General features: G+C 46.3%; 19 protein-coding genes and 1 tRNA gene. 7 read left to right on the top strand and 13 right to left on the bottom strand.

What is annotated here, in order from left to right; all coding sequences use genetic code 11:
* Positions 1-2: 2 nt before the first annotated feature.
* Genes AB6805_RS08745 through AB6805_RS08735 form a run of 3 tightly spaced genes read left to right on the top strand, consistent with a single transcriptional unit; the run spans position 3 to position 3,118 of the window.
* Positions 3-1,469 carry a RagB/SusD family nutrient uptake outer membrane protein gene (locus AB6805_RS08745; protein WP_370909052.1) on the top strand — a complete coding sequence of 489 codons (1,467 nt, stop codon included), beginning with the start codon at positions 3-5 and terminating at the stop codon, positions 1,467-1,469.
* Positions 1,470-1,498: 29 nt separating this feature from the next.
* Positions 1,499-2,170 (top strand): hypothetical protein, encoded by a 672-nt coding sequence (locus AB6805_RS08740; protein ID WP_370909051.1) that lies wholly within the window; start codon positions 1,499-1,501, stop codon positions 2,168-2,170.
* 18 nt (positions 2,171-2,188) lie between these two features.
* Positions 2,189-3,118: a DUF5007 domain-containing protein gene (locus AB6805_RS08735; RefSeq protein ID WP_370909050.1), complete on the top strand. Its 930-nt coding sequence runs from the start codon at positions 2,189-2,191 to the stop codon at positions 3,116-3,118.
* Between the two features lie 97 nt (positions 3,119-3,215).
* Here AB6805_RS08735 and AB6805_RS08730 read toward each other — a convergent pair whose 3' ends face one another.
* Complete coding sequence (locus tag AB6805_RS08730; RefSeq protein WP_370909049.1) at positions 3,216-4,067, bottom strand: nucleotidyl transferase AbiEii/AbiGii toxin family protein; 852 nt, start codon at positions 4,065-4,067, stop codon at positions 3,216-3,218.
* Positions 4,064-4,702, bottom strand: coding sequence for a hypothetical protein (locus tag AB6805_RS08725; protein WP_370909048.1), 639 nt, complete (start codon positions 4,700-4,702; stop codon positions 4,064-4,066). The genes AB6805_RS08730 and AB6805_RS08725 overlap by 4 nt, the downstream gene beginning before the upstream one ends.
* Positions 4,703-5,076: 374 nt before the next feature.
* Between AB6805_RS08725 and AB6805_RS08720 the strand changes: the two genes are divergently transcribed.
* On the top strand, positions 5,077-5,994 hold the full coding sequence (locus AB6805_RS08720) for a restriction endonuclease (RefSeq protein WP_370909047.1): 918 nt from the start codon (positions 5,077-5,079) through the stop codon (positions 5,992-5,994).
* A gap of 244 nt (positions 5,995-6,238) precedes the next feature.
* On the opposite strand, the gene AB6805_RS08715 is transcribed toward AB6805_RS08720, so the two are convergent.
* From AB6805_RS08715 to hflX, 5 genes are all read right to left on the bottom strand, one after another.
* Complete coding sequence (locus tag AB6805_RS08715; protein WP_370909046.1) at positions 6,239-6,721, bottom strand: glycine-rich domain-containing protein-like; 483 nt, start codon at positions 6,719-6,721, stop codon at positions 6,239-6,241.
* Positions 6,722-6,966: 245 nt separating this feature from the next.
* Positions 6,967-7,040: transfer RNA gene (locus AB6805_RS08710), tRNA-Asn, on the bottom strand.
* Positions 7,041-7,166: 126 nt separating this feature from the next.
* Complete coding sequence (locus AB6805_RS08705; RefSeq protein ID WP_370909045.1) at positions 7,167-8,789, bottom strand: ArnT family glycosyltransferase; 1,623 nt, start codon at positions 8,787-8,789, stop codon at positions 7,167-7,169.
* A gap of 70 nt (positions 8,790-8,859) precedes the next feature.
* Positions 8,860-9,201, bottom strand: coding sequence for a Rieske (2Fe-2S) protein (locus AB6805_RS08700; protein ID WP_370909044.1), 342 nt, complete (start codon positions 9,199-9,201; stop codon positions 8,860-8,862).
* Positions 9,201-10,391 carry a GTPase HflX gene (gene hflX, locus AB6805_RS08695; RefSeq protein ID WP_370909043.1) on the bottom strand — a complete coding sequence of 397 codons (1,191 nt, stop codon included), beginning with the start codon at positions 10,389-10,391 and terminating at the stop codon, positions 9,201-9,203. The genes AB6805_RS08700 and hflX overlap by 1 nt, the downstream gene beginning before the upstream one ends.
* Positions 10,392-10,526: 135 nt before the next feature.
* On the opposite strand from hflX, the gene AB6805_RS08690 reads away from it, so the two are divergent.
* Both AB6805_RS08690 and AB6805_RS08685 read left to right on the top strand, forming a co-directional pair.
* Positions 10,527-12,512 carry a prolyl oligopeptidase family serine peptidase gene (locus AB6805_RS08690; RefSeq protein ID WP_370909042.1) on the top strand — a complete coding sequence of 662 codons (1,986 nt, stop codon included), beginning with the start codon at positions 10,527-10,529 and terminating at the stop codon, positions 12,510-12,512.
* Between the two features lie 22 nt (positions 12,513-12,534).
* On the top strand, positions 12,535-13,311 hold the full coding sequence (locus AB6805_RS08685; RefSeq protein ID WP_370909041.1) for an enoyl-CoA hydratase-related protein: 777 nt from the start codon (positions 12,535-12,537) through the stop codon (positions 13,309-13,311).
* A 98-nt stretch (positions 13,312-13,409) separates the two neighbouring features.
* Here the strand turns inward: AB6805_RS08685 and AB6805_RS08680 are convergent, their stop codons facing one another.
* Positions 13,410-14,114 (bottom strand): porin family protein, encoded by a 705-nt coding sequence (locus tag AB6805_RS08680; protein WP_370909040.1) that lies wholly within the window; start codon positions 14,112-14,114, stop codon positions 13,410-13,412.
* A gap of 283 nt (positions 14,115-14,397) precedes the next feature.
* On the opposite strand from AB6805_RS08680, the gene AB6805_RS08675 reads away from it, so the two are divergent.
* Positions 14,398-17,346 carry a PAS domain S-box protein gene (locus AB6805_RS08675; RefSeq protein WP_370909039.1) on the top strand — a complete coding sequence of 983 codons (2,949 nt, stop codon included), beginning with the start codon at positions 14,398-14,400 and terminating at the stop codon, positions 17,344-17,346.
* A 5-nt stretch (positions 17,347-17,351) separates the two neighbouring features.
* Here AB6805_RS08675 and AB6805_RS08670 read toward each other — a convergent pair whose 3' ends face one another.
* The 5 genes from AB6805_RS08670 to kdpB are packed head-to-tail and all read right to left on the bottom strand — an operon-like array spanning position 17,352 to position 23,933.
* Complete coding sequence (locus tag AB6805_RS08670) at positions 17,352-19,046, bottom strand: ATP-binding protein (RefSeq protein WP_370909038.1); 1,695 nt, start codon at positions 19,044-19,046, stop codon at positions 17,352-17,354.
* The gene (locus tag AB6805_RS08665; protein WP_370909037.1) at positions 19,043-20,167 is read right to left on the bottom strand and encodes a sensor protein KdpD; all 1,125 of its coding nucleotides are present in this window, start codon (positions 20,165-20,167) and stop codon (positions 19,043-19,045) included. Before AB6805_RS08665 ends, AB6805_RS08670 begins: the two co-directional genes overlap by 4 nt.
* A gap of 11 nt (positions 20,168-20,178) precedes the next feature.
* Positions 20,179-21,261 carry a porin gene (locus tag AB6805_RS08660; protein ID WP_370909036.1) on the bottom strand — a complete coding sequence of 361 codons (1,083 nt, stop codon included), beginning with the start codon at positions 21,259-21,261 and terminating at the stop codon, positions 20,179-20,181.
* 36 nt (positions 21,262-21,297) lie between these two features.
* Complete coding sequence (gene kdpC, locus AB6805_RS08655) at positions 21,298-21,861, bottom strand: potassium-transporting ATPase subunit KdpC (RefSeq protein WP_370909035.1); 564 nt, start codon at positions 21,859-21,861, stop codon at positions 21,298-21,300.
* 26 nt (positions 21,862-21,887) lie between these two features.
* Entirely contained in the window at positions 21,888-23,933 is a 2,046-nt protein-coding gene (gene kdpB / locus AB6805_RS08650; RefSeq protein WP_370909034.1) for a potassium-transporting ATPase subunit KdpB, read from the bottom strand.
* Positions 23,934-23,949 lie beyond the last annotated feature (16 nt).

Genomic DNA, 23,949 nt, shown 5'->3' with positions numbered 1-23,949 from the left:
ATATGAAAATAATAACTACCCGGAAAAACAAAATTGTGTGCGTGCTACTGGCCTCCTTCGCATTATTATTTTCCTGCAAAAAAATACTCGACCCGGAGATCATAGAACTTCCTACTGCTGCCAATGCCATCACCTCCTCTTCCGATGTTGAGAAAGGCATCGCCAGCGCTTACTCGCTGCTTCGCACAGTAGTGCCGGATAAAATCTTCCTCATGGGCGATGTGCGTGCAGATGTATTTTCCAGTTACTCGCAAAGTTCGAACGTACGCGTAGAAACCAACATCGCTACCAATACGGCATCCGCTTTATTCAATAACGGTGGTGGCAACTGGAACCAGTTCTATACTGCTATTGCACAATGTAACCTGCTGCTGGAAAAGATCCCGGCCATTACATCCTATGATGAATCACTGCGGAAAAGACATATTGGAGAAGCCAGCTTTATAAGGGCGCTCACTTACTTTTACCTGGCTCGTTTTTGGGGAGATGTACCGCTGAACCTGAAAAGCGTGAACACGGATAATTTATCCAGAACACCGCAGGCAGATGTATTTAACCAGATCAAAGCAGACCTCGATGTAGCCATCAGCAACCTGGAACTGGACTATGGCGACGGCGACAAGGCCGTAAGAGCTACCAGGGGAGCGGCCTGGGCTATCAAGGCGCATGTATTGGGCTGGTTACAGGATTTTGCCGGCTGCGAGAAATTATGCGACAGCGTAATCACCAAAGGCCCCTACAGCCTTGTTACAGATACCACCAATCTCCTCAGCATTTTTATTGGCAAATCGACGGAAGGCATCTTTGAGTTTAACTTCGATGCCAATTTAAGAGAAGTACAAAAGAACCGCGTATACAACAGAACGCTGGGAAGGCCCTGGTACAAAGATCAATCCGATGGCGGCGGCGGAAGCGACCGTTACTTACTGTGCCCTACCAGGCAACAGATCAATGTGATGTTCACACCCGGTGCGCGGGATGCACGGTTATTCACCTGGTTTATCCGCGAAACCTATCTGCAGGGCGTGAACGAAGACCGCATCTTCCTGGGAAAATACAGAACCTTACAGTTAAAAGGCGATACTTCTACCCAGAACATCAATGAGTCTAACATTATTATTACCCGCCTGCCGGATATTATGCTGCTGCGTGCGGAAGCCCTGGCCAGCCCGGCAGTTGGCAGAACAGCAGAAGCGATTGTGCTCCTTAACAAAGTGCGGGAGCGCGCATTTGCCACTCCTTATACCGGTGGAGGAAACCTGCAGGACACCATCCTGCTCGAACGTAAAAAAGAGCTGCTTGGAGAAGGACAATATTTCTTTGACCTGGTAAGAACAAGAAAGCTGGATAAGGATTCGAAAATTACGGATGGCGACTGGTTCAAAAAAGGCGCATGGCTGCTACCAATCGATCAGGGTATCATTGCCAAAAGCAATTTCATGATTACACAGAATGAGTTCTGGAAATAATTACTCCCATTTCTTGATAAAGATATAGTATGAACAAACTTACTTCGTTAAAAACAGCTATACTCCTTGCAGCAGGCGCCGTGCTTGTACTGGCGTCGTGCAGGAAAAATGACTACTACGTGGATGGTGGCCTCTCACAGCAATCTGAAGCCGAAAAGAACATGCCCGTATACGATTTCCTGAAAAGCAGGTCCAATCACATGTTCGACTCCCTGGTTAAAATCATTGACCTCACAGATGCCAAGTCGATCGTAAACCAGTCCAACATCACTTTTTTCGCAGCGCCTAACAACGCCGTGATGCGGCTGCAAATGAACTTCAACCCCGACGACCGGCAGGCGCTGAGACCACTGGAAAACATCGGGAAAGATACCTTGCTGAAATTACTCGGCAGGTTTATCATCCCCAATGTAAAAATAACGCTGGAACAAGCCTTAAAAGATAAATCGAAATACTACAAAGCCCTCAACGGCGACAGCCTGTTTATTTACGGCAGGGGAGGCGGTGTAAGTGCCGGCAGTTCTTTACAAACATCCGCGTTCTATGTGGAGTATGAGCATTTAAAAATACCGGGTATGGACTCTATCAAATATACCGGTGGTATCCAAACACACAACATGATTACTGCCAATGCTGTAGTACATGTATTAACCTACGGCTCCAGTTTCGCTGCGGGATTGAAGCAGAAATATTTCAGATAATCCTAACTACTTTTTATCATGAAAATATCAATAAAAATAACGTGTATACTATGGCTGGCTGTCACCCTATTCGCCATATCATGCACTAAAGACAGCAGCGATGGCTTTTTAAGTCCGGCGCTGAAATATACCAATCCTTCCATTAAAGTAGCCGTAGGGGCTTCGCTGATTCAATCCGGCGCCATGGTAACCGATGAATCCACCAAGCCGCTGGAATTCACCATCGACGGCATTTACACGGAAGATGGCAAACGCGCCGATAAAGTATTGGGCTACAAAGTAGATACCTACTTCTGGCAGGCGGAATACACCGGGAAGGAAAAAACGGTGCAGGAACTGGATACCAAACGTCAAAAGGTAAACCGCCCGGCAATAGACATTAACCCGGAGAATGGCAACATTGTGATATACCCCGAAGCCACCGATTCTTTACTGCTTACAAAAGGGAAATACACCATAGATGTGAAAGTAAAGAACAGCTCCGGCGAACGGGTGATAAAGGCCGCGCTGACAATAGACGTGAGCTACGCATTGCCTTATACCTACCGCTTCTCCGGCATCGACGGCAAACTCACCGGCATCGATGTAACATTTGAGCGCCAGGTAAATACCGGCAACAAAATACTGGTGTACGTATTGAAAAAAGATGGCACCGCAGTTGACCCGAAATTATTATTCGGATACGATTATTCCAGTACCCCCGGCGTAACAGATTTAAAAGACTGGCACAACCTGGGCCTGAACAATCCTACTAAATACACGGAATTCCCGGATCACCTGGAGCTTGAAATAGCGGGGTTCCCGCTGCCTTTCGTAGCAGGGCAGGTGCTGAGAATTGATATGTATAACAACGGTGAAATCAACGGCGACTATTTCAACTATTGGTTTGATATGTCTATTCTGAAAGAAGGGATTTGGAAGGTGACAATTAAGCTGAAGTATAATTAGGGTGATGTGCGTAAAAATGGGCTGGCCGGAGAGCGAAGGTGCTTTCGGGTCAGCCTGTTTCATTTTATGATGCTTCGTTGCTGGAATAATTGATGGCCTACTTTGTCTTTAGCTTATCTACCAGGTCTTTAAAATATTGGGGACTCCAAATATCAAGTGCAGAAGCATCCGGTATAAACCTTACAATATCTTCCCGGATACGATCAAAGGAAACAGCATCGATTTTTGTTTTTAATAATTCGATCAACTGATCTTGTGTAATGGTGTCTTCCATCCAATCGCCGGTATCCTGCGCGCGAAGCAGAAAGTGATGCAGGTCGAGCACTATTCCCTTCTTGATATACCATTCGAGATCATACCAATCCCTACCTTTTACCCGTGTTCCCCATTTGCGAAAGAGCAATGCATGCATTTTTCCTGCAAAGAGATTCGGCAACGTAAAGCATTTCACATAAAAGGAAAACGGTCGTAATAGAAGCTTCTCTTCTGTTTCAAAACCGAGAGGAGGCTCACGATCTATTTCTATTTTAATCCTTATACTTGGAGAAGCTTGTACCCCTGCCTGCGGTATAATTCCGTCAAGGATCAGCTCTTTCCAAACGGTCTCGGATTTTAAAAATGCGGAGTCTATATTGGTTTGATTGGTTTTCTTTTTCTCTCTAATGCTTACTTTCATTCCAATAGCCTCAAACTCCTTAATGATCCCTTCAAAATATGCCTCAAGAGAAAAGTCCGGGTTCACTTCAAGCAGGGAAAAATCCAGGTCTTCAGAGAACCTGTTAAGACCGTAAAATATTCTGAGAGCTGTACCACCATAAAAAGCTGCTTTCTCAAAAAAGCCTGTTCTTTGTAAACCTGCCAGGGCAACTTCCTGCATGATTTCCCGCAATGCGGATTCCGCTTGTTCTTTATTTTGAGGATTATATTCCTGAATCCATTCCTTAATCATAAGCTCTTAATTATTTTTACCAACATAGATAAACTTTCTTTCTTGGGAGCATCCTTGATCCAGGAACTAATGGCCTCCAGGTCAAGTTCGCGCAATTTCTCATCATCTATTCTTAGATCATCAACCAAATATTCCCGTGCTTGCCTGGAGCTACGTAGAATTATACCAGATGTTGTAATTATTTTATCACAAATCGCTTTTTCCGGAGAGGCGATTAAAGCAACCTGCTTGGGAGTAAGTTGAACACTTTTAATCCCGAAGGAGTAATAAGGTAACGGGGCATTCGCGTAACTAAATCTACCAATTGAAGTTTTATACGTCTTCGATATTTTGGTAGTAAGGGAGCTAATTTCAAATACCTTTTCGGGAATCAGTCCCCAGTATGAAAGGGCTGCATCCATGGATACATAGCTTGGCCCCCAGAGGTGATTGGCTATCAGAAAAGGTTCAGGCTTGGCAATATTGATTTTAGGTCCGGTCACATACAGCCCTTTCTTTATGCTTGTTAATTCTCCTTTTTTGATCAACTCATTTATTTTATCGTTTGGACGCTTGAAATCCTTTAGCAGATCTAACATGATTTGCCTGGTGAGTGGCTCTCCCGCGTATTCATATACTGCATCCCTGAAACTCATATTGTAAGAATTTGATGCAAAAATCGGATTATTTCCGATTATAGGCTAAAAAATTAACAGAAACATGTCATAAAAACGCTATTAAATCGGATATTAACCGATTTTCACACAAATTTTTTACAAGCCCCGCAATGAATACGCTGTAAAAAAAACGATTTGAAGAAAAGGTGAAGGCCTACTTGTAAGGATATAAAATTTACAGCCTTAGAAAAACAAGGTAAAAATTGCAGAGTATTACCAAATACTGTTTTGTTCCAGCAACAAGTTATTCAGATTAATGATAATAAATTGATTCAATCTTCTTATAATTGGAGTAATCAAAGCGAGTTTAGTAAATTGACAAAAAAGGCCAAGAGCAAAAAATAACTAGTGTTATGCCAATACCGGACTATCAAACAATAATGTTGCCCCTATTGAAGCAGTTATCTGATCGAAAAGAATACTTGTTTAAGGATGTAATAGCTTTATTAGGCAAACAATTCAAGTTAACTGAAGAAGAAATGAGTGAACTTCTTCCCAGCGGCCAATCCCTATTGTTTGCGAACCGGGTTGGCTGGGCGAGAACTTATTTGAAAAAGGCTGGTTTGTTAGACGCTCCTAAAAGAGGAGTGGTTTGTATAACCGAGCGGGGCTTGCAGGTACTAATAGGAAATCCGAAGAAGATCGACAACAATTTACTCAAACAATTTCCTGAGTTTGTAGAGTTCCAGAACATAAAAAAAGAAGAGTCCGGATCATTGGAGCAGACCGATCTTACTCAGGTAGAAAAACAAACTCCTGAAGAAACAATCGATTTAGCCTACCAAAGTATACGTCAATCCCTGGCACAAGAACTTATCGATACAGTTCGTCGATTAAGTCCGGCTTTCTTTGAGCGTTTGGTTGTAGAGTTATTAGTGAAAATGGGTTATGGTGGTTCTATGAAGGACGCAGGTAAGGCGATCGGAAAAACTGGAGATGAGGGGATTGATGGGACCATTAAGGAGGATAAATTAGGGTTGGATATTATCTATATTCAGGCAAAAAGATGGCAGGCAGGCAACGTTGTCGGCAGGCCGGAGTTGCACAAGTTTGTTGGGGCTTTAGCAGGACAAGGAGCGAAGAAAGGGATCTTTATCACTACTTCTACTTTCTCAAAGGATGCACTGAACTATGCCCCTAAAAACGAAACAAAGATTGTATTGATAGATGGCGTGCAACTAGCACAGTTAATGATTGATTACAATCTTGGCGTATCGGTGCAGAGATCTTATGATATTAAACGTCTGGACAATGATTATTTTGAAGAATAATCAACTTGATCCAGTAAGAATTTCAACCTCCACTTCTATAACGACAGAAGCCTTACTAAGTAAGGCTTCTACTTTTTGCTCCCCCTGCTTTACGGATTTCGAACACATTTTTAGAGGACTTACGCCGCATTTATGAACTAGAGCCAGTTTTGCGCCGATATGCTACTGACTTATGTTGATTTCAGTAACTGGGGAATCTCTTTGCATCATCCTTTATTATCCCTTAGTATACTTGAACAATGACCTATTTACATTTTACTGGTTTACACTGTGTCCTACATTTTGGGGCAAGACATCTTTTGGGCTTTGCTGGCTTTGCCAGATACTCGACATGGAAGGTTTCAGCATAGAGATGCTTTGTTTCCTCAAATGCGTTAATCAAATTTTGTTCATCTTCCGGCCCATTCATTCCGAAATAAGGATAATGATGCAACAAAAATCCAAATACTGCCTTGCAATCTTCTGCATATTTCTCTGTATCAAGAATGTGCTGATGCCAAAAAAGATCAACATCTCTGTGCGGCACAATATCTTTTTCTGGATATTTCCTTTTCAGCGCCAGAAATCTCTTATACTCAATTTCTGCAATGTCCGCTTGTGATGCAGACCAACCATATCCCTCATAGGGGGGTTCTTGCAACTTCTGTTTTACCATCGTAAAATCAATTCCATTAATATCCTCCATAAACGAAGCAACTGGTGGATTCGAAGAAATCATTATTCCCATTGTTAAATAGATTGGAGAGTTAATAAAATAATACGTTGTATTCAATGCTAAAATAAAAAGTCCTTACCAGTAACTTTTACGGTAAGCCGTAATGAGGCGGGCTCAGTGTTTTAAATGGGGGATTAAACGATCGCCTTGAAGATGGTAAAAAGGAAAAGATAAATTGAAGTCACCAAATATATGGTGGTGTAATCGCTAAGTATAAAACGAAAAAGGCCTGCATCACTGCAAGCCTTTCTCTTTTGCTCCCCCTTCTGGACTTGAACCAGAGACCCTCTGATTAACAGTCAGATGCTCTAACCAACTGAGCTAAGGAGGAGTGTTTCCCGTATCGTTTGCACGATTTGGGATTGCAAAAATAGGTAAATTTTCATTTTTGCAAAATCTTATTTCATTTTTTTTAGAAAAAAATTAGAAACCAGCCGCCATAGCGGGTTGAACAAGCCTATTTTTTCACTGCCACCAGCAGCCTTTCCCCTAAAGCGCCCGCCCGTGTCGCCTTGCGGACAAATGGCAAATCCAGTTTGCTCACATAAAAATGCGGGAACGACCGGATCACCGTGCAGGTATATCCCTGCTGTTGCAGGGAAGCCATGGCGTCGGGAGTGGTAAAAACGAGTGCTGTAGCGGAATCGGGACGTAATACCGGCGCCTGCAAATAAAAGTCAAAGGCATAGGAATTTGCCTGATATAGCCCGATGCTTTTACCGGGAAGATGAGCATTAGCATAGGCTGCCGCTGTACTTCCGCTCTGGTATTGCATCATATCGGGATATAAAATAGTGTTCAGGTAAAGATTCAGCAGAATACTGATGGAAATGGTGCGGTAAAATACGGCCTGCCGGGTAGATTTATCCAGCCAGTAGTGCAGCAGCAGGTAGAGGAGAAGCAGGGCTGCGGCCAGCAGCAGCCACGCATAATGCATGGCCGGCTTGTACAGGAGGTCAATTACTACGCCTGCAACGGCTACCAGGATGATGATAGTATACTGTGTAACCCGGAAAAACTTCAGCCCTTTTTCTGTTTGCAGCGATAAAATATAATGGGCGGTAAGGATGGCAAAAAATGGAAAGATGATGTTCAGGTAGTGCGGCAGCTGGAAGCGGGAGAGTGAAAACAAGGCAAAAGTGGCCAGGGCTGCGCAAATACAGTAGTACTCCTTTTGCTGTTTCCATTTTTTTATAAAGATGATGACCGCTGCATACAGCATCACCGACCAGGGAAGGAAAGCCCACAGGAGTGTATGAAAAAAGAAGAATGGATCGCCGGAACCCTTGATGGGACCGGTGTTCATAAAGCGCCCGAACTGGCTGTCCCAGAAGAAAAAGCGGATGCCTGATACGCCGGTGGCGCCGAATACAGTTTTCTCCGGGTGCTGGTCGAATTGCTGGTACAGGGCGTATAGCTCCGGTGTAATGAAAAGCGCTATCAGTAGTGCTGCCAGCGCCCAACGCCAGGGGAACAGCTCTTTCCAGTTGCGTGTAAACAGCAAATGGCCGCCAATAGCAGCGCAAACCGGCACCAGGGCGAACAACCCCTTCGTCATGATGGCAAAGGCCGTAAAAAGGGCGCCCAGGAAGATGCCACGGCGGTAGAAATGATACACTGCCGCAATAATCAGCCCGGTGAGATAAGGCTCTGCCCGTACATCGTTGTTGGAAATAACAAGATGTTCGGCCGTAAGTAAGATACACACGGCCCAGCGGGCTATTTTTTCATCATATAAATGAAGTGCAAAACGGTAGGTGTACCAGGCGCCCATCAGCAAAAAAAGGATGGCGGGCAATTTATACGACCAGGTGTGAATACCAAAAAGCTGGAAGCTGATAGCGGCCATCCAGAAAGGGAAGTGGGGCTTGTCGAGCCAGTCGTGACCATCGGCATAAAGATTCCAGTAGTCGTGTTTAACCACCATGGTTTTGGCGATACCGGCATACAGCGCGCCGTCGGGTTCCAGGATGGGTACAAAAAGGGCACTAAACTGCAATAGTACCAGCATAGCGGTGATGAGCAGCCATACTTGTTTTTCAGAGAGAACAAATGAGCGTGTAACAGTTGTAGTCAGCATAACGAAAAGTTACAGGCATATACCGGTTACTTCAAATACGACGATCACTCTTAACAAAAAGATAATTATTTTACCAGAACCACCCGCTTTTCTCCATGCCCAGCCATGGCCCGTCTTCACGTTGCTCTATGGGATACGTTTTCAGGTAGTATCCTTCTCCGCTGCTATTGTAACCATTTTTAAGACTGAACTTATAACGGTGCAGCGGGCATACCACATTACCGGCGGCATCTATCATTCCATCGGCCATAATGCCACCGGCATGCGGACATTTATATGCAAAGGCAAAAAGCTGCCCCTGGTGCAGGGTACAGCAAATTTTCTTGCCATTTACCTCCATTACGCTGATCTCTTTCTCTGCAAAGGGCAAACGGCCTTCTTCTAATTTATACCAGGAATATTCTTTGGCCATTAGTAGAAGAATTCGGTTTTATACGGGAAGCGCTCCTTGTACAATTGGGTTACCTTGTCCAGGATGGTTTTGCGCAGTTCCTCGATGTTCCTTTTTTCCAATGCGGAAATGAATACACAATTCCCCTGGGTTTTTGTTTCCCAGTCCTGTTTCAGGGTGTTCAGGATATCCTGTTTGATTTCCGGCTCCAGCCATTTATCAAAGGTGTTAGCCTCGTACAGGTCCATCTTGTTAAAGATCATGATGGTGGGCTTCTCAAAGGCTTTCAGTTCCTGCAGCGTGCGGTTCACCACTTCAATCTGCTCTTCATACTGCGGATGGGAAATATCTACCACATGGATCAGGATATCGCTTTCACGTACCTCATCCAGCGTGGATTTGAAGCTTTCCACCAGGTGATGGGGAAGTTTACGGATAAACCCTACCGTATCGCTGAGCAGGAAAGGCGTTTGATCGAATACCACCTTACGGGTGGTGGTATCCAGGGTAGCAAACAGTTTGTTTTCTGCAAACACCTCACTTTTGCTGAGCAGGTTCATGAGGGTGCTTTTGCCAACGTTGGTATAACCCACCAGCGCCACACGGATAAATTCGCCGCGTTCCTTACGCTGGGTAAGGGATTGGCGGTCGATATCCTCCAGGCGTTTACGCAGGAGCGATATTTTATCTTTTACAATACGACGATCCGTTTCAATTTCCGTTTCACCAGGGCCCCTGCTGCCAATACCGCCTCCCTGTCTTTCCAGGTGACTCCACATACCGCGCAAACGTGGCAGGATATACTGGTACTGCGCCAGCTCTACCTGCACCCTTGCCTGCGCCGTGCGGGCACGGTGGGCGAAGATATCCAATATCAGGTCACTGCGGTCGATCACTTTCACTTTCAGCACCTTTTCAATATTGGCGATCTGTGAGCCGGTAAGCTCATCATCAAATATAACCAGTGATATATCCCTGCCTGCAATAAACTGCTGGATTTCTTCCAGCTTACCTTTTCCAACAAAGGTGGCCCTGTCGGGATGGGCCAGTCGCTGGGTAAAGCGCTTAACAGCCGTGGCCCCCGCAGTTTCCGCCAGGAACATCAGCTCATCCAGGAACTCATTCACCTGGCGCTCTGTCTGGTCTTTGGTAATAACACCAACTATGACGGCTCTTTCCTCTTTTTGTACTACTTGTTTTTTCTCAATCAAGTTATTTCAGAATTTGAAGCAAATTTACAGAGAATTTAATCGCTACGCCATTTCTTCCTACATTTACCCGATCCAAAACAACCTTTCGATATCATGTTTAAACCTTTTTTACTGACAGGACTATTAATATCAACTATGGCAGTAGCCCAGGATAAGATGACACCCGAATTGCTATGGCAACTTGGACGGGTGAGTGGAGAGGCGTTGAGTGCTGACGGCAAAACCGTTATCTATGGCGTATCTCAGATCAATATGGCAGAGAACAAAAGCGAGAAGAACCTCTATGCTATCCCGCTGGCGGGCGGCGCCGCAAAGCAACTCACGCAAACACCCGGCGCAGAAGGAGATGTAGCCGTATTACCCGGCAACAAAATTGGTTTCTCCCTCAAAGGACAGTGGTATGAAATGAATGCCGATGGATCTGACCCGGTGCAAAAAACCAACGTGGACGGCGGAATGCAGAACATCCGCATTTCTCCCGACGGGAAGCATATCTTGTTTTCGAAAGAAGTAAAAATAAAGAAGATATCCGGTAGCGATCACTACGCGGATCTTCCGAAATCCAATGTGCAGATCTATGATAACCTGAACTACCGCCATTGGGATACCTGGGAAGATGGCAATTTCTCCCACGTTTTTTATGCCACTTACAATAATGGCGAAGTAGGTACGCCCGTAGATATTATGGCGGAAGAACCTCACGATTGCCCACAAATGCCCTCCGGTGGCCCTGAAGACATGATCTGGAGCCATGATGGGAAAAGTGTGATTTATGTTTGTAAGAAAAAATTCGGAAAAGATTACGCCATCAGCACCAATACGGATATCTACGAATATAACCTGGATACCAAAGCCACCCGCAACCTTTCCGAAGGAATGATGGGCTACGATGTGGCGCCTACCTTCAGCCAGGACGGCAAATACCTCACCTGGTTAAGCATGGCCCGCGATGGCTATGAAGCAGATAAAAATGATGTGATCATCATGGATCGCGCTACCGGCGTTATCACCAACCTTACCAAGGGCTGGGATGGCACCGCTGCCTCCTCCCGCTTCAGCAACGACGGTAAAAAAATATACTTCCTGGCCGTAATAAAAGGCACAGAGCAACTGCTGGAAATTACCTTGCAGAAAAATATCGCCCAAACAACGGAAAAGCATATACGCCAGGTAACCACCGGCGACTTCGATATCAACGATATGCTGGCACAATCCGGTAACACCCTGGTTGTGTCCCGCACAGATATGAACCATGCAGCGGAACTGTTTACCGTAGACCTGCAGAAAGGCGCCGTTACCCCGCTTACCAGCGTAAACAAAGCCGCTTACGATAAAATAGGCATGTGCAAAATTGAAAAGCGCTGGGTTAAAACCACCGATGGTAAGGATATGCTTACCTGGGTGATTTTCCCGCCGGATTTTGATCCTGCTAAAAAATATCCGACCCTGCTGTATTGCCAGGGAGGACCACAATCGGCCGTATCACAGTTTTATTCCTACCGCTGGAATTTCCAATTGATGGCATCCCAGGGTTACATCGTGGTGGCTCCCAACAGAAGAGGGATGCCGGGTCACGGCGTGGAATGGAACGCGTCTATCAGCAAGGACTGGGGCGGGCAGCCGATCAAAGATTACCTGAATGCCATTGATGATGTGAGCAAGGAGAGCTATGTGGATAAAGCCCGCTTAGGCGCTGTAGGCGCCAGTTACGGCGGCTATTCCGTGTACATGCTGGCAGGCGTACACGAAAACCGCTTCAAAAGCTTTATTGCCCACGATGGCTTATTCGACCTGAAAAGCTGGTACGGTACTACTGAAGAACTGTGGTTTGCCAACTGGGATATCGGTGCTTACTGGGATGCCGCTAACGCCAACGGATACAAACATTTCAACCCAAGTGAATACGCCAATAAATGGAATACGCCCATTCTGATCATACAGGGTGGTATCGACTTCCGCGTTCCTATTGAACAGGGCCTGCAGGCCTTCCAGCTGGCACAGCTGAAAGGAATTAAAAGCAAACTGCTGTATTTCCCGGAAGAAAACCACTGGGTGCTGAAACCGCAAAACGCCATTGTATGGCAGCGCGAGTTTTTTAACTGGCTGAAAGAAACCCTGTAAATCACTTATTAACCATATTATCATGGCTGCTTTATTACTGGATATTCAGGATGGTATTGCCACCATCACGTTAAACAGACCTGAAGTATACAACGCGTTCAATGATCCGCTCAGCTATGAGCTGCAGGACGCATTAAAGAAAGCAGAAAAAGATCCGGCAGTGAGAGTGATAGTGTTAACAGGCGCCGGCAAGGCTTTCAGCAGTGGGCAGGACCTCAAGGCTTCTATGGAGTCGGGAAAGCGCGACCTGAGCGAATCGCTGCGCAAACGCTATAACCCGATCATACGCGCCATCCGCAATATGCCAAAGCCGGTTATCTGCCGGCTTAATGGCGTGGCCGCCGGCGCCGGATGTTCCATTGCACTGGCCTGCGATGTGATCATTGCCAGCGAAGAAGCCACCATGATAGAAATTTTTGTGAACATCGCCCTGGTGCTGGATTCCGGCTCCTCGTATTTCCTGCCCCGCACCGTGGGCTACCACCGGGCGTTTGAACTGGCTACCAAAGCCAGTAAAATCAGCGCAGCGGAAGCATTAAAACTGGGCCTGGTAAACAAAGTGGTGCCGGCTGCCGAACTGGATGCCGCCATACAGGCGGAAACCGCTTACTACGCTGCCGCCCCTACGAAAGCCATTGCACTCATGAAAAAAATGCTCACCAAAGGCATGACGGAAAACCTCGATGAAGTGCTCGAGTATGAAGCCTATTGCCAGGAAATTGCCGGTAACTCCGCCGATAACGCGGAGGGGATCCAGGCTTTCCTCGAAAAAAGAAAGCCCGTATTCAAAGGTGAGTAACCGGTAAAAGACAAGAGATCGCGCTGATTATCTCCCAATAAAAAACGGCCCAGGTGGTAAACCCGGGCCGTTTTCTCTATATAAAAGCCCGAAGGCTGTTACAATCCGCTTAAACAAATACCGATCTGGTAAGGTCTGATATCCAGGTTATTGCTGGCGTTGTCTTTCAGCATCGGATTCAGGGAATATGCGCCAAACAAGGCAAAGTTACCATAACCTACACGGGCAGTTGCTGCAAAGCGCCATGGGTTAAAGAATCCCCTGTTGGCATCTTTATCAATATCCTTGCTGCCATTGGCGCCGGTATATTTTACTTTGGTATGAGCATCTACCAGGGCGCCTACTTTTACGCCAATTGCTGCTTTGAAGCCTTTGTTGGCATTGTCCGGCACACTGCGGTACCTTAATTCAATCGGAATTTCCAGGTAAGTGGTCGCTACTTTATTCTTTTTAGCCGAAGAAGTAGGGAAAGATACCTGGTTAGGATTCAGTTTTCCCTGGATATCCATTGTATGATCTTTCAGGTAAACACCACTGGTGCTGATACCTAAACCCGCTGCCATACTCAGTTTGGATTTCTTGAACGGGAAGTCGTACATCAGGGCAATATTAAAACCCCTGTTAAGGCCGCTCTTAATACTGTCAGGCGCACCCGCCCAGCCATCGTATGACAACTGTACCATTAAAAAGTCGTTGGAATGGGTAACCTTATTAACCGCCTTATTCATCGGTGAGCCACCATCCTGTGCAAAAACTCCAATAGAAACAGCTATCAGACCCAGGGTAAAAATTATTTTCTTCATATAATATACATACTTAGGAAAAAGAATATTAGGCAAATATAATGGAATGATTGTAAAGACAATCCGTTAAAGTATTGCTAAAACATTCACCCGGTCCTACATTCGCACGCCGAAAGTAACAGAAAAAGAAATACAGACCGCCATAATCTTTTCCTGGTCCATACGTTGAATTGAACAAGATGAACAACAATATTGCCGCAAAATATCCTATTTTGAATAAATAATCCATCACCAACCTCATAACCCCTGCCAATGCTATTAAAGAGCCGTTGAAAAACTTCGCATGAAAAAAATTGTGAATACAGTGCTGGTACTTATCCTGGCAGTATTTATGGCGCTCATGGGCTTTGTTTATTATGCCTGGATCGTTAAAAACAGGAGCAGGAGCGCAGCGGAAGACATAATACAAACCAACCTGCTGATAGATAAGGTAAGATCCGTAGCCATGCTGGATAACAACTATACCAACAGCATCCGCGACATGCTGCTGAGGGGACAATCCACCATACCCGCCGCCAATTATGCCCTGCCAGACAGCATGCTGCACATCCTGAAGTCTGTTGCCGCCAGCATGCCCGGTGATACGCTCTCTCAAAAAATACTGGATAATTTCAGTACCCTTCTCCAACAAAAAATCAGTTATCATCAACGGATACTGGCAATAGCAGCCACCCAACCGGCGTTGGCCAAACAATTGATCACCGCCCCCGAAAACACCCGGTTCCGGGAAAACGTAAGAGCCGCCGTGAATAATTTCCTGCAGGAAAACCGGCGTAAACTGATTGCACGGATCGATAAAGACAATCGCTATACCCTGTACTCCTTCTGGACCACCATTATCATCAGCCTGTTCACCCTGGTGCTGCTGCTGGGCGAATCGCGGTACTTATACCGGATGTTCAGGAAACTGAAGCAGAAAACCAACCAGCTGCATAAACGGGAACAATCCTTCCTGCGACTGGCGGAAGAAACAGAACTTATCCTCTATAAAGCCCGGCTGGATGGCACCTTCACCTACGTGAGCAAAGGGGCCACCGAAATGACCGGCTACAGCAATACAGAACTGGTAGGCAAACATTACTCCCTGTTCCTGGAAGAAGATACCTGGAAACGGCTCGAAGCTTTTTACACCAACCAGGTGAAAACAGGCGACGACTATACCTCCCAGGAATTTGAAATCATTACCAAATCAGGCGCAAAAAAATGGGTGGAACAAATGGTAGCACTGGTATATGGCGAAGATGGCCGCGTGAAGGAATTTCAATGCGTTGTAAGGGATATTGATAAGAAAAAGAGGAACGAAGACCAGGTAATGTATCTCCAGGAACGGTTAGACGCTATCCTCGACTTTATGCCATCCATGATGTTCATAAAAGATATGCCCGGGAAATACCTGCTCGTAAATAACCGGTTTACCGAAATACATGGCGCAGATAAAAAAGATATTATCGGCAAAACAGATGCAGAGTTGCCATACGACTGGGTGCAACGCTATACCAGCCTGGATCGCGAGGTAAGAGCAACAGGCGCCAGGATAAAATCAGAACAGACCTTTGCCGTGAACGATAAGACCTATCACTTTCTCATTACCAAATTCCCGCTCCGGAATGCGGAAGGTGAAATGATCGGCATCTGCGGCATAGGACAGGACTTCACCGAAAAAAACAACTATATCGCTGCCATTGAAAATGCAAACAACCTCGCACAGGAAGCGGTCAGCGCGCAGGAAATGTTCCTCGCCAATATGAGCCACGAAATTCGTACGCCCATGAACGGTATCATCGGTATGACCAACCTCCTGATGCAGCAAAGCCAGTTATCTCCCATACAAATGGAGTATACCGGCGCCATCAAAACATCCGCCAACCGGCTGCTGGTGATCATCAACGAAATCCTCGACTTCTCAAAAATAAAAGCCGGCAAACTATTGCTCCTCCATGAACCGCTGGATATTTACGAAGTAGTAGACAATGCCCTCTTTCCCCTGAAACTACAGGCACAACAAAAGGAACTATTGTTTTTTGATGAGATAGATACCGCCATACCAACCTGTCTTTTAGGAGATGAAGTGCGTCTCAACCAGATCCTGACCAACCTCGTGGAAAACGCTATTAAATTTACTCCCGCGGGGAAAGTAACCGTGAAAGTATCGCTGGTGGAGGAAAATAAAGAACAATCCTCCCTCCGGCTGGGTTTTGAAATAACGGATACCGGCATAGGCATTGATCCGGAACAACATGAACTGATCTTTAAAAGCTTCTCCCAAACACATGCAAACAATGCCCGCAAATTTGGCGGTACCGGCCTGGGATTAGCCATCACCAAAGAACTCATCACCCTACAACATGGATTCATCCGGGTAAACAGCCGCCTGAACGAAGGCGCTACTTTTTATTTTGAACTGCCTTTTACCCGCAATAACAAAGAAATGACCAGTAAAGAAGAAAAAGGACACCTGCATCATGCGGAAAAACCACTACAGGGAAAAACGATATTGGTGGTAGAAGACGACGACATCAATCAACAGGTGGTATTTCATACACTGCGGAATGCCGGCGCCAGAACAGATGTGGTTAACAGCGGGAAATCGGCCCTTGAAATGCTGGACTACAAAACGTACGATTGCATCATTATGGATATACAGATGCCGGGAATGGACGGCTACCAAACCACACAGGCCATACGCCGGAAAGGCATCCGGACCTATATGATTGCCATGACCGCCTCCGCACTGAAAGGAGAAAAAGAACGCTGCCTGGCCGCCGGGATGAACGAATATGTGTCCAAACCATTTGACCGCGCTGACCTGTTTCATAAAATCCTGAAAGGACTCGGGGAACAAGTGCCGGAAGCAGCCACTGACAAAGAAAAAACTACTGAAATGCCCCACAGCGAACTAAATTTATCCGCCGCATATGGCATGATGTCCGGCGAAAAAGAACATGTAAAAATAATGCTGGAGGAACTGCTGGATAGCATCCCGCAAAAGCTTACAGAAATGCACCAGCTGCTGGCAGAAAAAAACTGGCAACCACTTTATATGCTGGCGCATCAGATGAAATTTAACCTGAACATGGTTGGGATGCAATACGCATCGGATATAGCCTTGTCTGTTGAGAGAGATGCCCGGCTGGAGGAAAACCTCGACAGTATTCCCGCCAGGCTGGAGGAACTTACTACCTTCTATTATCAGCATGTGCCCCTGGTAAAAGCGCACATTGAACAACCCTGACAGCGCTATGCTTCGGGTAAGGTGAAATAAAACTGGCTGCCTTTCCCTTCTTCGCTATTTACGCCAATGATGCCGCCCTGGGCTTCAATAAACTCCTTTGAAATGGCCAGTCCGAGCCCGTTTCCCTGGCCTTTCATACCAGGCACCTGGAAAAATCTTTCAAAAATTTTACCACGGAAAGCTTCCGGGATACCTTTCCCGTAGTCCTGTACCACAAACGATACCATTTCTGTTCCTGTAGGCGTTACCGTTAGTTCTATGGCGGCGCCGTGGGCAGAGTAGCGGATTGCATTGGTTAAGAGGTTCACCAATACCCAGGCGGTTTTTTCCACGTCTGCCAATACTTTTGGCAAGGTGTCCGGCACCTGTGTGCGGATAGTGATTTCGCGTTGGGCAGCCTGTTTCTGCACCGTATCCATGGCGTATTGTACAATGCTCATGGCGGTAACCGGCTGCGGCTGTAATTGTATATTGCCGCTTTCTACCTGCGACAAATCCAGCAATTCGCTTACAATTTTTATCATGCGCCGGTTGTCCTGTTTCAGGCTGTCGAGCAGCTCTTTTTGTTCTGCACTGAGTACGCCTGTCCTTTCATCTTCCAGCAATTTAATACTGAAATCAGAGGCCGCCAGCGGCGTTTTCAGCTCATGGGAGATGGTGGCAATAAAATGCGTTTTGGCAATATCCTGCTCTTTGAAAGTAGTAATATTCCGGAGGATCACTACATAGCCTATACGATTTTCCTCGTGCCTGATATCTGTTGTTTCGCGGGTAAAGAAACATTCTTTTCCATCCACCACTATTTTAAGCGGTGCATTTTCCTTTGTATTCACGAGGAAACGCAGCAGGTCGTTGCGTTTGGATATTTCTTCCGCCGGCTGCCCGATCAGATCCTTCTCGGGGATGTTCAGTAACTGCAGCGCTGGGGTGTTGGCAAACAGGATCACATTATTTACATCAAACCCGATGGTGGCATCTTTCAGGCTGCTGATCACAGCTTCCGCCCGTTGCTTTTCAAATACAATGCGCGCCAGGTTACTGTGCTCGTATTCATCCAGCCGCTGGGCCATGGTATTGAAGGCAGTGGCCAGATCGCCAAACTCGTCGCCGGATTTAAAGTAGAGTCTTTTACCGTATTGTTTATTGGCAATGTCTTTAATCCCCTGGGTAAGCGCACCAATAGGGTTGGCAATGTACCCGGGGAAATTATACACAAAAGTAAAGCCCAGTACAAAGCAAAGCCCGCTGATGATGGCAATGTAAAGCAGTGCATTGTCTGCGGTTTTCTTTACCCTTTCATTTTTTCCTACGATAGCCGCCATATTGAGATCCATGATGGTGTAGATATTTTTCTTTATGGCGCCTGTTTCTACTGTGGAATCTTTTTGTAACAGTTCAAAAATGCGGGCCACTGCTGCCGTTGCATCTTTCTCGCCTCTTTCTGTTACGTTGGCCTGTTGCTTTTTGAGATTATCGGAAAAAGTTTGCATCGCAGTAACACGATGAGCCGGCAGATCTTCCAAAGCTACCAGCATATTTTTCGAATACTCCAGTGATTCATAGTTATCCTTGAGTATGAACTTCGCCTTTTCGTTCAGGCGGTTCAGATAGTAATAGCCCAGTATGCTCACCACCAGCAGCATGATGTACAGGAACAATACCCCAAGCGTAATCTTTGTTTTTAATCTGAACGTACTCATGATAATATGATAATATCGATATCGTTGGAAGAAAGCGTTTTCAACAACTGGTTAAACAGGTTGGTGCGCAAAATGATACGGAAAAGACTGATATGCGGTTTTCCCATACAAATAGTGGTAACATGTTTTTCCAATGCAATGTTAATGATAGCTTCCGATACATTAGCGTTATGTTCCTGTATAACTTCCGCACCGAGTTCTGTAGCCAGTTTCAGGTTATTAATAAGATGACGTTGGGCAGCGAGCGCAATTTTGTCCGCACTTTCGCCCGGGGTTTGCACATACAATACAAACCAGTCGGCGTGATAATAGGCTGCCAGTCGCGCTGTTTTGCGGATTACTTTCCGGGCCACTTCATCGTTGGTAGAAATGCATGCCAGGAAGCTCTCATGGCGCATCTGTAAGTTACGCGGGATCTGGATTTCCACTTTCCGCTCCACCTGTGTGGTTACTTCTTTCAGTGCCAGCTCACGCAGTTGCAGGATTTTATCTGCCTGAAAAAAATTGCTCAGGGCGCTCTCCACTTTAGAGCGATCATAAATTTTACCTTCTTTCAAACGGGTGATCAGCTCATCCGCGGTGAGGTCGATGTTCACCACTTCATCGGCCATTTGCAGCACCAGGTCGGGAACGCGCTCCTGTACTTCCACACCGGTAATGGATTTCACCTCCTGGTTAATGCTTTCGATGTGTTGTATGTTCACGGCAGAAATAACATTGATCCCTGCATTCAGGAGGTCTACCACGTCCTGCCAGCGCTTTTCATTCTTGGAGCCAGGGATATTGCTGTGCGCCAGTTCATCTACCACTACCCAGTCGGGCGACAGGAGCAGGATGGTGGAAAGATCCATCTCTTCCAGCATTTTCCCTTTGTAAAATACCTGTCTGCGGGGTATTTGCGGTAATCCATCCAGCAGGGCATGCGTTTCCGCACGCCCATGTGTTTCGATGTAACCGATCTGGATATTCACCCCATTTCTTAACATGGCATGCGCTTCCTGCAACATGCGGTATGTTTTTCCTACGCCGGCGCTCATGCCGATGTAGATCTTAAACTTCCCTCTGCCGGCGCGGTTAGCCAGGTTAAGAAATTGCTGTACGGAGTGTTCTTTATCTGTCATTATTTATTTAGTTAGAACCATACGGCCAGTGATGCTGTAATCGCTGTATTGGTGTTCTTCAATTCCGTTCCTTTCATAAATGTGTTGTCTTTCCCGTTAAACGTTCTGCCTTCCAGCCGGAACATCACGTTATTCACCGGGGTAAAATCCAGGTTAAGCGAATAGCCGGTGGTTTGGAAGCCATCCGGTGTACCGGTGCTGATGATAACGCCATTCTTATCGTTGTACTGCTCCACGCGTCCTGCCATCGCAAATTTATCTGTAAAGGCGTACCGGGCAATTACAACAGGGCTGTACCAGCTATTGAAACCGGATGATCCTTTTGCTTTTTGCTGTAATCCATAGTCGAATCCTGCAATGACACTGAATTTATCCGTTATGCTAAAGGTACCATAAACATTATTAAAGTAGCGCATCTGGCGTACACTATCCGGGAGATCATTACCGATATAAGTACTCCAGTTGAGCAATATTTTTGTTGTTGGCTTAAAGGTGATCTGTGTACCAAAAGCAGGGGTTTGATTGCCATCCACTTTTTTAATCCTTTGCCATCCGTTGAGATACATAGCGGCAAACGACCATTTGTCGTTGGGCGTCCACGTTACTTTGGCGCCGGTTTCATAATAGGGGGAATTTTCTGCGAGGATGCTCCGGGTAAGCGTAGGGCAATCTTTTCCGATGGCGCTTTCAAAACCGATGTGCGCCGGCATCACCCCTGCATCGATCCAAACGTTCTTGCCTACACGTATACCGACGTTTGCCTCGTATACATACTGCATCAGGGTGGGTTCTGCTGCCAGGTTATATTGCGGATAGGTACCGGCCATCAGTCCTACGTTAGCACGGATACGGTTTGATGTGTAATTTGCTTTTACCATCGCCAGGTTGAGGTTTAATTCATTGTGGCGATTGTAATTATACAGGAACCCGGGCTTGGTATGATTGGCCGGGTTGTTCAGATCGTAACTGTAATACGCCTCTGCATAGCCGGAAAAGGTTACTTTTCCTTTTTCTTTCTCTTGTGGCGGTGCGTCCTGCGCAAACATAGTAATAGCAGCTGCCAGTGCACCGGCCAGTAATAAAAGTTTCTTCATTTTAAATATATAGGTTCGTGTTGGTAGATCTGCGCGCTACTTCATATCGTCGAGCGCTATGTTTAATTTTAACACATTAACAGTAGATAGTCCAAACAGTCCCATCAAAGGGCCTTTGGTATTGGCATCGATCAGTTGTTGCAGTTTATCTGCAGGAATGCCTCTTAACTTCGCCACACGCGGCACCTGTACATAAGCCGCAGCGGGAGTGAGGTGCGGGTCTAAACCGCTGGCAGAAGCGGTGACCAGTTCCGCGGGGATGTTTTCTTTTTTTACATCCGGGTTGTGTACCATAAACGAATCAATTCTTTCCTGTACCGTTTTCAGGTAATCCGGGTTACCTGCTGCTTTATTGGAACCACCGGAACCGGCAGCGTTATAATCAACCGTAGAAGGGCGTGGCTGGAAATACTTATCATCACTGAATTTCTGTGCTATGTTTTCATAGCCCACTACTTTCCCGTTGTGCATTACTTTGATACCATCGCCTTTACCGGGAGCCATTTTAGCCACACCGGCAATGAACAGCGGATATATTCCTCCTAATAATACCACCAGTAACAGTGTGAGTTTTACAGAAGGCCAAAGATATTTTTTCATCTCTTTAAAAATTTATCAGTTTACAATTACATGAAAAGCGCTATCAGCATATCAATCAGCTTGATACCAATGAAAGGCGCTACAATACCGCCTACACCGTAGATCAGCAGGTTGCGGCGAAGCAATGCGCTGGCGCCGATAGGCTTATAAGCCACCCCACGAAGGGCCAGCGGTATCAGCATCGGGATAATGATGGCGTTGAAAATAACCGCACTCAGGATCGCTGTTTCAGGACTGTGCAGTTTCATGATGTTGATACCCTGCAAGGCTGGTATGGAAGCCACAAACAGCGCAGGCACAATAGCAAAATATTTTGCCACGTCGTTGGCGATGGAGAAGGTGGTAAGGGTACCGCGCGTCATTAACAGCTGCTTACCGATTTCCACAATTTCAATCAGCTTGGTAGGGTCATTATCGAGATCCACCATGTTACCGGCTTCTTTTGCAGCCTGGGTACCGCTATTCATGGCTACGCCTACATCGGCCTGTGCCAGGGCGGGCGCATCGTTGGTACCATCGCCCATCATGGCTACGAGGCGGCCTTCGTTTTGCTCTTTGCGGATATAGCTCATTTTATCTTCCGGTTTGGCTTCGGCGATGAAATCGTCCACACCGGCTTTGGTGGCAATATATTTGGCTGTAAGTGGGTTATCACCGGTCACCATCACCGTTTTTACGCCCATTTTACGCAGGCGGTCGAAACGCTCGCTGATACCCGGCTTAATAATATCCTGCAATTCAATAACGCCCTGCACCTTGCTGTTGAGCGCTACTACCAGCGGTGTACCGCCGTCGTTGGAAATAGATTCTACTTTCGCCAGTGTTTCTGCGGGGAAAGAAAACCCTTCTTTTTCCGCGAGCCGCCTGATGGCATCATAGGCGCCTTTGCGGATACGGCTGCCATCGGGCAGGTCTATACCACTGCTACGGGTTTCGGCGGTGAACTTCACCAGGCTGGCGCCACTCACCGATAATTTACTCACCACATCTTTGCCCGCCAGCTCCACGATGGATTTACCTTCCGGTGTTTCATCAGATAAAGAACTGAGTGCGCAGAGACGGATAAAATCCGCCGTGGGTATACCATTGGTAGCGTAGAAGTTAGTGGCCTTGCGGTTACCGATGGTGATGGTACCGGTTTTATCCAGCAGCAGCACATCAATATCGCCGGCAGTTTCCACGGCTTTACCCGATTTGGTGATCACATTGGCACGCAGGGCACGGTCCATTCCCGCAATACCGATAGCCGATAATAAACCACCGATCGTAGTAGGGATGAGGCATACAAACAGGGAGATGAAGGCCGCAATGGTGATCGGTGTTTGTGCGTAGTCGGCAAATGGTTTCAGCGTTACGCATACAATGATAAATACCAGGGTGAAACTGGCCAGCAGGATGGTGAGCGCAATTTCATTAGGCGTTTTCTGCCTGCTGGCGCCTTCTACGAGGGCAATCATTTTATCCAGGAAAGATTCACCTGGTTCAGTGCTTACCCGTACTTTAATATGATCGGACAACACCTTGGTACCGCCTACTACACTGGATTTATCACCGCCGGCTTCCCGGATAACCGGTGCACTTTCACCGGTGATGGCAGATTCGTCGATGCTGGCCAGGCCCTGTACTATTTCACCGTCGGCGGGAATAATATCGCCTGGTTCACATACGAAGATATCGCCTTTGCGCAGGGAAGAAGAGGAGACGATTTTGATTTCGTTGGTGAAGATTTCACCTATCAGTTCTACTTTCTTTGCTGGTGTTTCTTCTCTTGTTTTACGTAAACTTTCGGCCTGTGCTTTGCCACGCGCTTCCGCAATGGCTTCCGCGAAGTTGGCAAACAAGACGGTAAGGAAGAGTACTATAAAGATGGCGACATTATACGCCGCACTGCCCTGTTCCTTATTACCGGTAAAGAGTGCATACAGCGCTACTATCAGCATTACGGCAGTACCTATTTCCACGGTGAACATCACCGGGTTTTTGATCATTAATTTCGGATTCAGTTTTACGAAAGACTGCTTCAGGCTCTCCATCACCAATTCTTTCGGAAACAATTTATTATCATGCTTCATGGTAGTCAGTCATTAA

The organism is Chitinophaga sp. RCC_12 (assembly GCF_041360695.1).
GTDB lineage: Bacteria > Bacteroidota > Bacteroidia > Chitinophagales > Chitinophagaceae > Chitinophaga.
The sequence above is the reverse complement of the archived record's forward strand: the minus strand, read 5'-3'. Positions and strand labels throughout refer to the sequence as shown.

Coding starts and splice junctions, on each gene's coding strand:
- AB6805_RS08715 (WP_370909046.1), bottom strand. CDS start 6,721: ATGGGAATAATGATTTCTTCGAATCCACCAGTTGCTTCGTTTATGGAG.
- AB6805_RS08680 (WP_370909040.1), bottom strand. CDS start 14,114: ATGAAGAAAATAATTTTTACCCTGGGTCTGATAGCTGTTTCTATTGGA.
- AB6805_RS08665 (WP_370909037.1), bottom strand. CDS start 20,167: ATGACAGATAAAGAACACTCCGTACAGCAATTTCTTAACCTGGCTAAC.
- AB6805_RS08725 (WP_370909048.1), bottom strand. CDS start 4,702: ATGAGTTTCAGGGATGCAGTATATGAATACGCGGGAGAGCCACTCACC.
- AB6805_RS08690 (WP_370909042.1), top strand. CDS start 10,527: ATGGCAGTAGCCCAGGATAAGATGACACCCGAATTGCTATGGCAACTT.
- AB6805_RS08660 (WP_370909036.1), bottom strand. CDS start 21,261: ATGAAGAAACTTTTATTACTGGCCGGTGCACTGGCAGCTGCTATTACT.
- AB6805_RS08720 (WP_370909047.1), top strand. CDS start 5,077: ATGCCAATACCGGACTATCAAACAATAATGTTGCCCCTATTGAAGCAG.
- kdpC (WP_370909035.1), bottom strand. CDS start 21,861: ATGAAAAAATATCTTTGGCCTTCTGTAAAACTCACACTGTTACTGGTG.
- AB6805_RS08685 (WP_370909041.1), top strand. CDS start 12,535: ATGGCTGCTTTATTACTGGATATTCAGGATGGTATTGCCACCATCACG.
- AB6805_RS08675 (WP_370909039.1), top strand. CDS start 14,398: ATGAAAAAAATTGTGAATACAGTGCTGGTACTTATCCTGGCAGTATTT.
- AB6805_RS08670 (WP_370909038.1), bottom strand. CDS start 19,046: ATGAGTACGTTCAGATTAAAAACAAAGATTACGCTTGGGGTATTGTTC.
- AB6805_RS08705 (WP_370909045.1), bottom strand. CDS start 8,789: ATGCTGACTACAACTGTTACACGCTCATTTGTTCTCTCTGAAAAACAA.
- AB6805_RS08730 (WP_370909049.1), bottom strand. CDS start 4,067: ATGATTAAGGAATGGATTCAGGAATATAATCCTCAAAATAAAGAACAA.
- AB6805_RS08700 (WP_370909044.1), bottom strand. CDS start 9,201: ATGGCCAAAGAATATTCCTGGTATAAATTAGAAGAAGGCCGTTTGCCC.
- AB6805_RS08740 (WP_370909051.1), top strand. CDS start 1,499: ATGAACAAACTTACTTCGTTAAAAACAGCTATACTCCTTGCAGCAGGC.
- AB6805_RS08745 (WP_370909052.1), top strand. CDS start 3: ATGAAAATAATAACTACCCGGAAAAACAAAATTGTGTGCGTGCTACTG.
- kdpB (WP_370909034.1), bottom strand. CDS start 23,933: ATGAAGCATGATAATAAATTGTTTCCGAAAGAATTGGTGATGGAGAGC.
- AB6805_RS08735 (WP_370909050.1), top strand. CDS start 2,189: ATGAAAATATCAATAAAAATAACGTGTATACTATGGCTGGCTGTCACC.